This is a genomic window from Bacillus carboniphilus (assembly GCF_020524035.2).
Lineage (GTDB): Bacteria > Bacillota > Bacilli > Bacillales > JAIVKR01 > Bacillus_CC.
Window position 1 is genome coordinate 1 of sequence record NZ_CP129014.1, and the last position, 13421, is coordinate 13421.

The 13421-nt window shown below is 33.1% G+C and carries 19 protein-coding genes; 14 read left to right on the forward strand and 5 right to left on the reverse strand.

Annotation, left to right across the window (positions count from 1 at the left end):
• The first annotated feature begins 90 nt into the window (after window positions 1-90).
• Entirely contained in the window at window positions 91-438 is a 348-nt protein-coding gene (locus LC087_RS18770) for a helix-turn-helix domain-containing protein (protein ID WP_226540711.1), read from the forward strand.
• A gap of 16 nt (window positions 439-454) precedes the next feature.
• On the opposite strand, the gene LC087_RS18775 is transcribed toward LC087_RS18770, so the two are convergent.
• Together LC087_RS18775 and LC087_RS18780 are read right to left on the reverse strand one after the other, a co-directional pair.
• Window positions 455-631, reverse strand: a complete 177-nt coding sequence (locus LC087_RS18775; RefSeq protein WP_226540713.1) for a hypothetical protein — start codon at window positions 629-631, stop codon at window positions 455-457.
• Between the two features lie 270 nt (window positions 632-901).
• Entirely contained in the window at window positions 902-2146 is a 1245-nt protein-coding gene (locus LC087_RS18780) for an AimR family lysis-lysogeny pheromone receptor (protein ID WP_226540715.1), read from the reverse strand.
• Between the two features lie 89 nt (window positions 2147-2235).
• On the opposite strand from LC087_RS18780, the gene LC087_RS18785 reads away from it, so the two are divergent.
• A complete protein-coding gene (locus LC087_RS18785) occupies window positions 2236-2487 on the forward strand; it encodes a hypothetical protein (RefSeq protein ID WP_226540717.1) in 252 nt (83 codons plus the stop codon).
• A 597-nt stretch (window positions 2488-3084) separates the two neighbouring features.
• On the opposite strand, the gene LC087_RS18790 is transcribed toward LC087_RS18785, so the two are convergent.
• Window positions 3085-3759, reverse strand: coding sequence for a hypothetical protein (locus LC087_RS18790; protein WP_226540719.1), 675 nt, complete (start codon window positions 3757-3759; stop codon window positions 3085-3087).
• Between the two features lie 796 nt (window positions 3760-4555).
• Here LC087_RS18790 and LC087_RS18795 point away from each other — a divergent pair.
• Complete coding sequence (locus LC087_RS18795; protein ID WP_226540726.1) at window positions 4556-4765, forward strand: hypothetical protein; 210 nt, start codon at window positions 4556-4558, stop codon at window positions 4763-4765.
• 28 nt (window positions 4766-4793) lie between these two features.
• Here LC087_RS18795 and LC087_RS18800 read toward each other — a convergent pair whose 3' ends face one another.
• The gene (locus tag LC087_RS18800; protein WP_226540727.1) at window positions 4794-5321 is read right to left on the reverse strand and encodes a hypothetical protein; all 528 of its coding nucleotides are present in this window, start codon (window positions 5319-5321) and stop codon (window positions 4794-4796) included.
• Window positions 5322-5818: 497 nt separating this feature from the next.
• On the opposite strand from LC087_RS18800, the gene LC087_RS18805 reads away from it, so the two are divergent.
• The 10 genes from LC087_RS18805 to LC087_RS18850 all read left to right on the forward strand — a co-directional run bounded on the left by LC087_RS18805 (window position 5819) and on the right by LC087_RS18850 (window position 11840).
• Window positions 5819-6295, forward strand: coding sequence for a replication protein (locus LC087_RS18805; protein WP_306020958.1), 477 nt, complete (start codon window positions 5819-5821; stop codon window positions 6293-6295).
• Complete coding sequence (locus LC087_RS18810; protein WP_306020959.1) at window positions 6264-6917, forward strand: hypothetical protein; 654 nt, start codon at window positions 6264-6266, stop codon at window positions 6915-6917. Before LC087_RS18805 ends, LC087_RS18810 begins: the two co-directional genes overlap by 32 nt.
• Window positions 6918-6979: 62 nt before the next feature.
• The gene (locus tag LC087_RS18815; protein WP_226540729.1) at window positions 6980-7540 is read left to right on the forward strand and encodes a MerR family transcriptional regulator; all 561 of its coding nucleotides are present in this window, start codon (window positions 6980-6982) and stop codon (window positions 7538-7540) included.
• Window positions 7541-7697: 157 nt separating this feature from the next.
• A complete protein-coding gene (locus tag LC087_RS18820) occupies window positions 7698-8684 on the forward strand; it encodes a ParM/StbA family protein (protein ID WP_226540730.1) in 987 nt (328 codons plus the stop codon).
• Entirely contained in the window at window positions 8681-8896 is a 216-nt protein-coding gene (locus tag LC087_RS18825) for a hypothetical protein (RefSeq protein WP_226540731.1), read from the forward strand. The genes LC087_RS18820 and LC087_RS18825 overlap by 4 nt, the downstream gene beginning before the upstream one ends.
• A 209-nt stretch (window positions 8897-9105) precedes the next feature.
• Window positions 9106-9282, forward strand: coding sequence for a hypothetical protein (locus LC087_RS18830; protein WP_226540732.1), 177 nt, complete (start codon window positions 9106-9108; stop codon window positions 9280-9282).
• A gap of 51 nt (window positions 9283-9333) precedes the next feature.
• On the forward strand, window positions 9334-9852 hold the full coding sequence (locus LC087_RS18835) for a helix-turn-helix domain-containing protein (protein ID WP_226540733.1): 519 nt from the start codon (window positions 9334-9336) through the stop codon (window positions 9850-9852).
• 34 nt (window positions 9853-9886) lie between these two features.
• Window positions 9887-10123 carry a hypothetical protein gene (locus LC087_RS18840; RefSeq protein WP_226540735.1) on the forward strand — a complete coding sequence of 79 codons (237 nt, stop codon included), beginning with the start codon at window positions 9887-9889 and terminating at the stop codon, window positions 10121-10123.
• Window positions 10124-10251: 128 nt separating this feature from the next.
• Window positions 10252-10884 (forward strand): hypothetical protein, encoded by a 633-nt coding sequence (locus tag LC087_RS18845; RefSeq protein WP_226540737.1) that lies wholly within the window; start codon window positions 10252-10254, stop codon window positions 10882-10884.
• Between the two features lie 317 nt (window positions 10885-11201).
• Window positions 11202-11840: a hypothetical protein gene (locus LC087_RS18850; protein ID WP_226540738.1), complete on the forward strand. Its 639-nt coding sequence runs from the start codon at window positions 11202-11204 to the stop codon at window positions 11838-11840.
• A 31-nt stretch (window positions 11841-11871) separates the two neighbouring features.
• Here the strand turns inward: LC087_RS18850 and LC087_RS18855 are convergent, their stop codons facing one another.
• Window positions 11872-12096: a helix-turn-helix domain-containing protein gene (locus tag LC087_RS18855; protein WP_226540740.1), complete on the reverse strand. Its 225-nt coding sequence runs from the start codon at window positions 12094-12096 to the stop codon at window positions 11872-11874.
• A gap of 344 nt (window positions 12097-12440) precedes the next feature.
• Here LC087_RS18855 and LC087_RS18860 point away from each other — a divergent pair, with 344 nt between their 5' ends.
• A complete protein-coding gene (locus LC087_RS18860; RefSeq protein ID WP_226540742.1) occupies window positions 12441-13289 on the forward strand; it encodes a phosphodiester glycosidase family protein in 849 nt (282 codons plus the stop codon).
• The last annotated feature ends 132 nt before the right edge of the window (window positions 13290-13421 follow it).

Below are 13421 nucleotides of genomic sequence, written 5' to 3' on the forward strand. Positions count from 1 at the left end.
AAAAAAGGAACAAATTCAAAAAAAGTTTGCAAATAGTAGACTTTCTCGCATATAATAGCCTTAAGCAGAACATGAACGGGGGATATTGCTATGAGCAATGAAAGGGATTTTAGCAAAGAGCGCCTAAAAGCACTTAGGGAGAAGAATAAATACAGCTCTACACAGCTAGCTGATAAGGTTGGTGTACACAAAAGTTCTATAAGTGCCTTTGAGGTTGGGAAACGGAAACCATCCCTTCATGTGCTTACGAAGTTAGCAGTAGCCTTAAATACAACTACGGACTATCTCACGATGATGAGGGATGATCCTAACCCATATATACCGAATGAAGAACTTGACTCAGTTCTTAAAGAGAAGAAGATTACCTATAAAGGTAAAGAACTAACTCCAGAACAAGCGCAGAAAATCGCTGAAATGATTGACGTGCTAATAAAGTAAAGTCAAGAGCAAGTTTTTACGCTTGCTCTTTTTCTATGCCTTCATTTAATGCGTCTAGCACTTTTGTAACATCATAACCTTTAGACTCCATATCCTCCAGAAGATCATCCAGTTTAATATCTTGACCCCCAATATGCTTATCTATTTTCATAGCATGACTTGAATATTTGATTAACTCGCTAACTTCTCCCATGTGACCACCTCGTTATATTAATAATTGGAATTAATTTCTTTAATTAATATTATCGCAAAGCGCTGGCGGTTTTGTTAACCCCCTATAAACGACCAATGGGTAGCACCCTCATGTGAGAGTACTACCCATTGGTTATTTATGTTTATCCAGCATCCGGTTCTGAACTAAAAAGATGAATTCCGTTTTCGATTTTTGGTTTTTCCTTAAGATCCTGCGCATTAACTGATATTAATAACAACGTAAATATACTTAATGTAACTATAATTTTTTTCATCTTGCTACAGCACCCCTTTTTCCTAAAGTGTTTATTGCTAATTCAGGGAATTTTTTTTGAAAGTAATCATGTCTTCCTTCAAAAAGACTAATCGAATTATTAAACTTACCTATCTTAGTGGCGTAATCCTTTTCTAAAAGTCCTTCTAAGTATTTTGAAAAAGGTATTTCTCGATCAGGACAATTAATTGTATCTAAGGTTTTCTTAGATAACTCCAAGTTACCTTGTTGATAATACAGAAAAGCTTTACCGATTTCAGTAATATGTTCAATTTTATCGAAGTCTTTTTTGTGAAAAACCCTACACATAGAAAGATGTTCTTGAACCATTTTATAATCGTGTTGTCTATCTAATTTCTTATATGTCCCTGAAGCTAATTCTATATATTTCTTAAAGGTATTATAACACTCGAAAAAGTAGGATGAACCATAGGTGAATATTATAGAAGATCTAATTCGTTGACCAATAGTTAAATCATCAATTAATGGCAGAGCCATACTTCTTAACTCTTTTAAATTATTAAGTTTTAATTCTACCTTCAAAAGTAAGTCCTTTACTCGTACTACATAGATATCTTGCATAAACACGCAATTTATATAGCTTGTTTTTTCCATAAGTTTATTCAAGGATATTTTGAATTCTGGATAATTCAGTATACTTCTTTCTCTCGCAGAAATGTTATATGTCATTAATAATTCAACATATTCAAAAAGAAACTTAACTTCTTTGTTGGAATAATTAGCTTTCGCCTCAACAGCTTCTCTTTTAATATCTTTGAAATCTCTGCTGTCATTTTTCGTTTGAAGAAGCAACTTATAAAAGTGGCTATATTGTTTGATTTTGTGTTTGCTGTTCCAAGTAACGCTTAATCCTAATTCGGTCAAAATTTCTAATTCCTCAAACATTTCCTGTTCAAAAGAGACTACCATTAGTATTTTTAAATTTCTGGGGGTTGCTGTCTGTGATGTATGTTCGCAAAGATACTTAGTGATATTAATAAGGTCTCTATCATCTTTCCGTTGCGAAAGGAGCCTGGTTAACGATAGTATGTATTCATACTTAGGTTGTTGAGTTGTTGTTCCATCTATCCAATCTGTGATTCTTTTAATCGTAGGTGATGAAACACCAATCAATTTAGCTCTGTGTCTTTTCGGTTGTCCAATACTCTTGTTTCCTTTAAATCTTTTAAAGTTTTCACATCGAACCCCCAATACAACCGTTATAATGCTTATCATTGACATTATAATAACATACATTTTTAAAAAATATAACTAATTTATTGATAAATATTGTACAATTATTCTATAACGATGTTAAGGAGTTACAAATAATGATTGAATTTACATTAGAAAAAACACTAAACGAATTAGAAATTACTGTTTATCGTTTATCTAAAGTCTCCAAGATCAATCCACATACTATTCATCGTATCGCTAAAAACGAAGCGCAGATGCTAGACGTTCAAAAAATAGATATTCTTATTGATTCATTAAATGAAATCGCTATAGATAAAGGTTTTAACCGCATATATGGAATTGAAGATGTTCTGATTCACAAATCGAACGTTCGTGATAATGACTAATTTTACACGAACACTAGTTCTTATTCAACATAATATTATTTCAAAAAATGGGTCAAGGGAATACTGACCCGTCCAAAAGAATCTGAAAAATAAAAATAGAGAGAATGACCTGAAAAATAATTTCATACAAATTTGTTATAAAAGGACGGTATAACGTTTGTAACTAATTGAGTTAAATTCGTTGACCTAGACATACTGATAATTTTACCATAGTTACAATTTGTAAGTCTATAATAATTTTCAGAATATTTGTCGAAGGGTGTCAAATGGATTAAATTACATGAGTTTTGTTAATTAAAAAGGAGAGATTTTGTTGATTGAATTGGTTGTATTTTTAGTTGTTTTTCTCATATATTTTTTATTAAGTTCATTTATGAATTTAATACTAAATACAAATAATAAAAAAAACTGGTACCTTTCTTTTGTAATTAGTCTAATTCTTACTCTTTTCTCACTCCCTTTTTTATTGTGAAATTCGGAAATGTGACTGAAATTTCAGGAATCAGACTCTTGAGAAGACTAATAGGTGCTGACAAAATGTCAGTATCTTATTTTTTTGCATAGAAAAACGCCCCGAAGGGCGCTTATTAATCTATATTAGTGAGCTGTATATGAGAACGATTTACTACCTTTATACCCTGTGTAATTACTATTCTTATAGAAATACATGTAATATTTGAATTTAAGACCATTACTTGTATTAGAATATATTTTGATTCTAAAATAAACGTTCATAGAATCTATCATAGTTGAACCTACAAGAGCTGTTCCAAAAGCCCACATAGCTGTTGTTGCCTTACCTGCCTTTGGGTTTCTTGAAACCAATATTGCTACAATTGTTCCAGCTGTAGCAGCAAATCCATTTAAGCTTCCAGTTTGGTTAACTTCCAACTTCCATGCAGACGTATCTGCTCCGTCAATAGGAACAACCGCTTGAGTTGAAATTCCACCAGGACGTGAAGATACACCAGGTAAAAGGTTTTGTGTATGAAAAGAAGGTTTACCCTCTTCCATAACTTCTCCATTTACTACCATTTCTCCAGTGGCGGTGTTATAACTCACAACTTCTTCGTTTATAGTAACAGTACGAATCCCGTCCATTTCATTTACTTCAACAGTATATGTTTCCCCATCATACTCAACAATATGTAAATTTTCACCTTCTACTTTAGTTGAATTTTGTGAATTAACAGTAGTATTGGCATTTGCAGGTGTTATCGTGAAAGCAAGCGTTGTTACAGAAATTAATAGTGCAATAAACAATTTTTTCATATTAATCCTCCAATATTTTAATGTTTTTTACAACAGTTACCTACTATACTAGTATTTTTATTTTATATCAATATTTAAATAAAAATTTAATATTTCAAAAAAGTGTGATATTATATAAAATTGAAGAATAATTAGTGATCGTGAGGTTATTAAACGTGAAAATAACTAAAAACAGAATATTAAAAATAACAAAATATTCAAGTTTCCTATTTCTCATATTATCCTTAATTTATTCAATGAATTTAATTTATATATTCGCAATATTGGGCGGTATACATTTTTGGATATTATCAACAGAAGGAAAAGGTTGGAGGTTTAATTCGTTAAAAATAGTTTCTATTTACTTCTTTTTCTGTCCTATCTATGTTTTAGTTAGATACTTATTAGATTTTTAATTTTTGAGGAGTGAAAAACGCCCAGAAGGGCGCGAGAGATGGATGTTCAATGTTCGGGATTGCGTTTGTTATATGATTCGTTAGTCATCTATGTCTTATGGGTGTATCTTCACCACTTTATCACACCAACACAATAAAGTTGAGTTAATCAAATTTATTTTACTTTTTCTACATATTTCGACAACATCCGAATAAACTTTTGTAATATAATCTCACGAGGGTTCTTTGGAATCCTCTCCTTTAAGATAGTTCGAAAAATTGTTAGGGTCGGGAGGCGGAAAACTCTCGGCCCACAAAAAACGCCCCAAACGTTAGTTAAATCTTTTTGTTGTGCATTTAATCCAAATTAGATAACATAGTGAAAGACTTCAAACCATATTAAATACAGAAGGAATGTTTAAATGGAAAATAAAAAGGATTTTTTAGCGTATTCTTTAATTATTATTCCCTTATTGGTATCACTATATTATTCATTTATTCCTGAAGCGCTGATCTTCCCAGGATATGAATTAGCTATTGACGGGTATGTTATTGCGAGAACTGCGACTATTATTTTTTCTTTATATTTGCTTTCTAAAATAGGATTTCTTTTAATAAATAAAAAAAGTTAGCTCATTATAAAAGCTAACCTTTTTTTATTTATTTATAATTTCTTAAAGCATATTCACCATGTAGAGGTTTTTTAAATGTGTACTTTTTCTTAGAATATTGTCTACCCGTCATCTTGTCATAAGTAATTCTATATCCCGTCTCGGTCTTATATCTTACTCTATAACCCATGTAAACTCTTTTATTTGGGCCGACATTCAATGTATACCCTTTGGAGCTACTTACAGAACCTCCTAATGAGAGATTCAAAAATCTCCATGCTCCACTTAATTGCGTGCTAAATGATACAGACTTATTAGCAGTTAAAGATCCGCCTTTACTTGATGTTTTTAGATTATCTGAAACCCGTTTATATGATGACCAACTGTAAGTTGTTTTAACATTAGACTTTTTATAGCCAATTTGATGACCTATCATATTTGTCGTTGCGCCATTATTCGGTTTATCTACAATTAACTTTTCGGCACTTGCGTTACTTGGAGAAACTAGTATTCCAAAAGCAATCGCAATTGTTAAAATAGGGAAGAATATCCTCGTAATATTTTTCACTGTTATCACACCTCTTCTTAGCAGTATATGTAACTATATTTCTAAAAAAATGTTAATATTTGCGCGCGCTTTACCATTGTGTGACATTAGACGTATAATGTCAATATTTTTTATTAAAAGTAAAAAACATATAATAACCCAATTGTGTAATCTTTTTAACATTTTCGAAAATAAAAAAACGCCTGCGATCAGCAAGCGCTTTAAAATTTATTTGAAAATTATGTTTGTTAGAGTTATGATTGATTTTAAGAAATATAAACAAAGAGATATGAAAACCGATATATAAATAAAAGTTTACATAAAAAAATAGAAGGCCTAATCCGCCCCGACCAAAGTTTGGATTACGCCCATTCATATGATATATAAATCTTAACCCAAAACGTGCGATTCTGCAAGAGGAAACATTTGTACCTTTTTGCCGATTCTTTGCATAGTTCTTTTCGTATAGATTTATAGAATGGATATGAGCGGACAGGCCTTCTAATAAAAATTAGGAGGTCTTTTTGATGTTTAAAGGTTTTGAAAGTCCAAATTACACGCAAATTCCAAATGAATATTTAGAGTACACGTTTTCTCATGAGTGCGATCTAACAAAGGTTGAAATGCAAATCATGAACTACATAATGAGATCCACTTTTGGATGGCAAAAAAGCGAATACTCCTTTGTATGCTCTGTATCAGATATACAAGTTTTACTAAACATACAAAAGCGTCAGGTCATCACCAACGCAATGAGTAGATTAACAGAAGAGAAAAAATTTCTAGAGAAGAAATTAGTTGGTGATCTACCCCAAGAATCAAGAACAAGAATTGAAGCGCAGCTGAAAAAGAAATTAAAAGCGAATCAATTTTTGTATCGTTTAAACATCATTGATAATCACATGCCATGGGATGTTTCAATTGATCCAACATCAAAAATAACGGACATGAATGAGCGTAAAGAATCCTTTAATGACAAGGGGAAAAGAGCAAAAAGCAACTAGGTACCAAACGGTAACTAGTGACCAAATGGTGCCTAGTACTAGTTACCAAACGGTACCTAGTATCGGTTACCAAACGGTACCTAGTGCAGAGCCTGAATCCGTTGAGCCAGTAAAAGAGCGAGAGTCCCTAAATAAAAGTTTAAATAAAGATTTAAATAAAAGTAATAATCTATCTATCATGGACAAGTTGAAAGAATCGAAAGAGATCCATAGCTTGATAGAAAAGTCGATAGATAGAATTACTCCTAGATTTTTAGAAACGATTGTTAAAGTCTATGAGCAAAGAAAAGATTTTATTACTGACGAGCAGTTTAAACGGGCATTGAGCAAGTGTATAGGTGTTAAACCTAAAAAGAGCTATGAGGCTATGCTAAATACTTATCTCGACAACGAACTACGTACAGATGACAAAGCTGAACAAAATAACCCTGTTGACAAGCCTGCTGTGAGACGCGAGAAATTGCCTAAATGGATGGAGAATGAGGACAAGAGTAGTAAAACACCTACTGACGATAAAAAGCCTGTAAACGCTAATTTTGAGCGTGAGAAAGCACAACTTGAAACAAAGTTAAAAGATTACTATGCAAAGAAAAAGAATAATAACCTTGTAGATCATGGATAAAGGTATTAATGCGCCCATAGAGTATATGTATCTATATATCCTTTAGAACGGAGGTAGAGCGTATGGATTTAGCATATACAACAAAAGAAGTAGCAAGCACTTTAGATATAGGTGAAAGCACTCTTAGAAAATGGTCTGTTGCTCTAGAGAAAGGCGGTTACCCGTTCATTAAGAACGACAAAGGTTACCGCTCGTATTTAGAGCGAGATATTATTGTGCTACGAAAATTCAAAGAGTTAGTAAAAGTGAAAAGTGTATCCCTAGAGAGCGCAACAGAACTAGTCATGGCAAGGGTTAATGAAGAGTCGCTCGCAAAGGGAACGGGTGTCGCTCTCTCTTTAGATTCGCTAACACAAGAACGCTCTCTAGCCGATCAAGGAGAAATCAATAAAGAATTGCTTGAGCATTTCAGAAAACAAGAAGAAGTGAATAAAAGGTTAGTTGAAATGATTCAAGAGCAAGGTGAAATGATCAAAAATCAACAAAACTACATAGACGAACGATTGAACAAACATGATCAGATGTTAGTACAGTCTATGAGGGATAATATGGAGACTCGAAAACAAATAGCAGCCGCCGAAGAACCGAAGAAAGGGTTTTGGGGGAAGTTGTTTGGGAGGTAGTATATAACTTTCTACCTTTAGATAGAAAAATGTAGAAAAATATATCTTGATATACCCAATGATTCGTAGTATTGTATACTCATAGATATATAAAAGTATAGAATTGTCTACCTTTAGGTAGAAAAGTGTATATTTAGGTATAAAGGGAGGAATATTAATGATCATTGGAGTTGAAGCAGCAAACAGCTTTGTGAAATTAAAAGCGCCTGGAGATAACGAAGATTACTATTTGAACACAAGAAAAGAGCTAATTGCTGAAGAAGAAGGTCATCTTTTAGGTGAAGATAAAGAGAAACAAACGGTATTTGAGATTGATGGTTCTCGTTTTATTGTAGGTGACCCGAAAGGTGTTAGCTCTACAGATCGGTCAGAAGAACGTTATAAAGATAAGAAGTATAAACATGAAACATTAGCAGCTGTAGCAACTCAAATATCAGACGGTCAAAAAGTTAGCATTGTAACTGGACTTCCTGCTGACCATTACAAAAAGAAATATCTACATGATGACGTGATAAATAACTTAAAGGGTAATCATACAGTATTTGTAGACGGAGAGCGTAAAAAGTTTAACATTGATCGTGTCCATGTCATGCTACAACCGTTAGGATCATTGATGTACTACATTTTTAATTTTGATGGGACTGTACGAAAAGGAAGAGAACACTTACTAAAAGCGAAAATCTTAGTAATTGATATTGGTTTTGGTACGACTGACGTTGTAGAAGTTGATTCTATGCAACCATCTGAATCAGAAGGAATTGACGTTGGGATGATAAACGCAACTAAGTTCTTTTCAACTATCATTAAAAATGAATTTCCTAGAATCAACGGACTTCCAGATGGATTACAACTAGATCAAACCATGAGATATAAGGATATGATCATGGCTGGTGGAGTCGAATATGACATCAAAGAAATGAAGAACAAAGCATATAGTTTAACTGCCGATGAAATTCTTTCTAAAGTTGGTGTTAAAGGATTCAACTTGAATCAATACGATCTTGTTTTGTTTACTGGTGGTGGCGTTGAAGCTCTTAGAGATCAACTTAAAATAAAATTAGAAGGTACAAATGCTAGACGACTTGAAAAGTCGCAAATGGCCAATGCATACGGCTATTATACGTATGGGGTGATTAAGCTTTGAAACAGCTCAATATCAAATTAAACGAAACTGAAGACAAAGACATAATTGATTACTTTGAAGAAAATAAGATTCCTAAAAGTTATCTTGTTAAGAAATTACTTAGGGATCATATTGGAAATAACAAAGGACCAACAAAAAAAGAAATCCAGCAGGAATCTACACAAGACGAGTCAAAAGTTGTTAAAGATTATGCAAATGATATTAACTTTTAAATAACTCTTGTGAAAGGAATGGGAGACATGTTAAAGAAGGGTGATAAAGTTGTAATGGTTGATTGCATCGAAGCAGAGCACTACAACGGCAAGGAATGGACTTGTAGAACTAATGAGTTTTTGTCATCCAGCAAAGAGAATGTTGTATTTCTTGAAGGTTTCTCTGGATTCTTTTTAGTCAAGTGTTTGAAAAGCGTTGAGGTGATCGAATGAATCTTGACCAAAAGATCAACGAAGTCCTAAGTTATGGTGAGTATGTCACACATGATGAATCAGATGCCAATGAAGTGATCAACGAAGCCACAAAGCGTGGATTGGCGTTTGAGAAAAAACTGTTTGATGCGAAAACGTGGGAATGGAACGTGTATCAGAAAAAGCCCTCTTAGGAGGGTTTGCTTTTATCGTTAATACAACAAATGATGTAATGAGGTGATACCATGAACATTGATGAAGTCTTTGAGCGTCTCCAAGAGTTGAAGATCACGACGAATAAGGAATCAGTTCGTAGGTGGCTAAGGCAGGGAAAAATCAAAGGTGAGATCCGCTCGAAGAAAGAAGGCTGGTTTGTTAGGGAGAGTGATCTCCAAGAGTTTATCGAGTCGAGAATGCCTGATAATTTTAAAACAATAAATGATGTAAAAGAAAATGCAAGAGCTGAAATGTGGTGGGAGATCGTCAAGAAAAATATCTTTGAGGGATACATCGAGATTAAGAAAAATCGATTGAAAGAGTGTATCGAGCATAGAAAGCACTCCAAGGATTTCTTTGATTATTGTTGGGAGCATGTCAATGAGCATAAACGTGGTTATGCGACACCACGAGTTCCTTATCTGTTAGATGCCTTTGTCTATGATGGATATAGGGTTAAATTTGATGAAAACTTTGATATCTTGGAGGAACAAATACTGTTTGCTCTCATAGAGCATCTAAGACTACGAAGAGTTGGGAAGTTATAAAATAATTGTTGTAATAAAGAGAAGGAGACACCATATGTTTTTTACAAAAAAAGAAACAGGTATCATTATGTTATTAGTTTTTTATTCAATTTCACCTTTTTTAATTAAAATGATGGACCTAAATTGGTATTTATGGGTTCAAGGGATGGTTCTTATCTTGTCCACTATTCCTATTTATAGCGATTATAAAGAAAAAGAACAAAAAGGAATGCCGATATTTATTTTAGTTATTCTATTAGTATCTGTTATAAGTGGTAAAATTTCTTTTTAGATAAGCTTATTCATGACCACAAATTCGTAGCAACTACAAGACCTAGTAACAAAAAAGCTAAAAACTTCCACACATGTAAACTTCCTATTGTATAATGTAGGCAGATTACATAAGTGGAGGTTTTTGCTATGAGAAAGTTTTATATACTTACATTGATGCTCTTATTTTCTATTAGTCTCGTTGGGTGTGTGGAGGATAAAACAAGCGACAATGTGAAGAAGGAAGAAGAACCAAAAGAAGGTAACCCGCGGATCCTAACAGAAGTTGGCCAAGTTTACGAGGACAAGGACTCGACAACTGAATTAATGGCAATCAAAGACGTAGATCAAACGGTAGACATGGGACCGCTCGAATTAACGGTAGATCAAATTAAAATCTTTAAAAAATATGACATGGACGAGCGCACTATAGATTTTTTTAGTAACTTCACCTCTGGGTATAGAGAAGAATTTGAATATGCTCAGATCACGTATAAGGTAGAGAATACAGAAGATCGAAACGTAAGTGTTGGTTATCCTATAGATGCGATCGTCTTGTCAACTGGCGAGCATATTGAATCTGCTACAAATGATTTCTTTGCGAAGAATGCAGGAAGAGAGTTCTCCGGAAAATCCTATAAAGAAGGCGGAATTAGCTTGATTTTTGAGAGTTCAACCGCCGAGGAAATAGACTCAATTAAGATCATCACAAACGACGTATTTGACGACGATACGGATGAAGTGATTGCAGATCCTCAACAAGTCACATTTGAAATGAAATAAAGACCCTCGTTTGAGGGTTTTTTATTTGTTCTGCGTTGATTTTCTTTTTTTAAAAAAAATAAATATTCTAAGGATAATTAATGAACCAAAATATGTATAAATCAATACATATAAAAATATAGGCAATTCAACAAAGACAAGAATTAATAAGATGATAAACGTTGATATGACATGATATTTATTTTCAATTAAATTCATAGTATTGAATATCCACCTTTTACGGTTAATTATATTAATAGTTTACATTTTTGGTATATATATGTTATTATTCTAATCGGTCGGTCAATTAATATAATTATAACATTGGAGGTATTAAATTGAAGAAAAAAATTTCAAAATTCATTCTTTCTTTATTAACGGTCACACTAATTGTAGGTAGTTTAGGAATTAACACAACACATGCATCTACACCTGAGTCTCAGCTACCAGAGAATTCTGAGGAGTTTATTCATGATGATTCTCTTAAAATATTAGAAGCTATTGAGAATATCCCTGATGAATTAGAGAATCAAGATATTAATAAAACGGTTGAATATTTTGAAGAATATACAGGTCTTGATTTCACTGCTAATGGAGATGTTATTGAACTTGTAGATGATAATCAGTCTAACGGTTTAGTTGAAGGAGTTAATAATAAAGGTGTGAGCCTCAATGGTGTTAATTATTGGGCTTGCGGAGGAGCTTTTTTAGCTGTTGTAGGTTCTTTCGGGTTTCCATTATCAAAAGTTTTTAAATTAAAGAAGGCGCTTAAAGCCGCTGGAGGAGTTTATAACTTCGTCGACAAAGCTATGGACTATGCCATTTATTACAAAAAAAGAGGTTATAGCAAGACTGCTGCATTAAAAAAAGGTTTTAGTAGAGCAAGCAAAAAATACAATTTATCTAAAGATATTCAAAATGCTATTTTAGATATTGCTGGAGTCTCAACTGTTATAGGAGCTTGCAAGCCATCATAAGCAAAACCCCGGTCTTTTTGGATCGGGGTTCTTACGTCCAGAAATCGTCTAAATCAACGTTGTAGCCTTCTTTTCTAAGTGACTTTATTATCTTATTAGCGTTTCTAACCGTTGGATTATAGTCCTTTTCAATGGATAGGCGACTTACAACACTCCGACTCACTCCGCTAATCTTACTGATCTCCTGTTGTTGGATTGAATTTTTATCAAGAAACTTTCCGAATTTAGACCGCTGCCTTTTAAAACTTAGTACCATTGTTCTCTCTCCCATATTGATATTTATAGCTTCATTGTTGACGAGAAATACATTTTTTAAACCGTTTAGATGTTTTATCTCGTATATGGGAATAATCCCTTAAATGGGATCATACAAATAGGTTAAGAGATAATAAGACAAGCACGAATAATGTATGAAAAATGCGAATAGTAATAGGTTATACATATAGACAAGGAGTGCCATTAGACATGAGCCTATAAGCACTCCTTTGCAATTGTTATGAAAAAAGGGGAAAAATTTCTTTGGAAATTTCCTCTTTTTTTTTGTTTTTTTTTATTATATAATCAAAAAGCAAAAAATAAACATCAGTGGAGGAAAATTCAATGTTAAAAAAAGTTAAAAAAGTCACGCAACTTGCATTGGTGAGTGCAACAGTGTTTGCAGCATCAATAGTTGGAGGAAATGTAGAGACCGTACAAGCAGCAAAAACAGTGCATAAGGCAAATAGTTATGAGTACATCGAAACAAATGATTTTCGTGTTATTAAGACACATGCAAGTAATATCAAAGCTCTAAAGATTGATACACCACTTATTAATACAAGATACTTCGGTATAAACGGAGGACTTTTTAATTTTCCTGAGGAAGAAAATGGATACAAATCTTCTGCATCAAACATTTTTTGGGAGAAAAGTCAGGTTGGAAAACCATATACGCTAAATGAAAGAAATACTGGTAATAATTATCGTGGAACCCTTGTTACTTTTAAGGATCCAATTGAGGGTACAAAAGCAGTTATTAAGAGTTATAGAAATACAAGTGAAGTTAAAGCTGACTTAGGTGCCAACTTAGATTATCGAAATATGCTTGGTGGAGGGAATTTATACTTAAAAAATCCACAATCTGTTTTTGATGCTGGGTTCAATGCAGAAGGATGGGACTCGAGATATCATCATCCAAGATATACAGGAGCAACTAGAACTGGTATTGGTTTGAAATATGAAAATGGTAAATCCTATCTCTATCTAATGGTATCTAAATATGATACTTCACTATATAATCTCAGAAATACTATGATTAATTTGGGATGTAATGAAGGAATCTGGCTAGATGGAGGCATATCCAGTCAAATGCGAGTTAATAATGGTTCTGGAATTTTCGAATTTGCACAAAAATATGAAGGTCAGTACCGTTCTATTCATCATGCTGTAACACTTATTAATACACATTAATATTGATAAATTGATAATTACTTATTTTCCAATCTTGAAAACTTGTAATCTTTAGATGGGTGTTCTTTAGAAAATACATGAATATAGTTAAGCCACACATATAAGCTCATGGCTAATGGTGTGGCTTTGCAA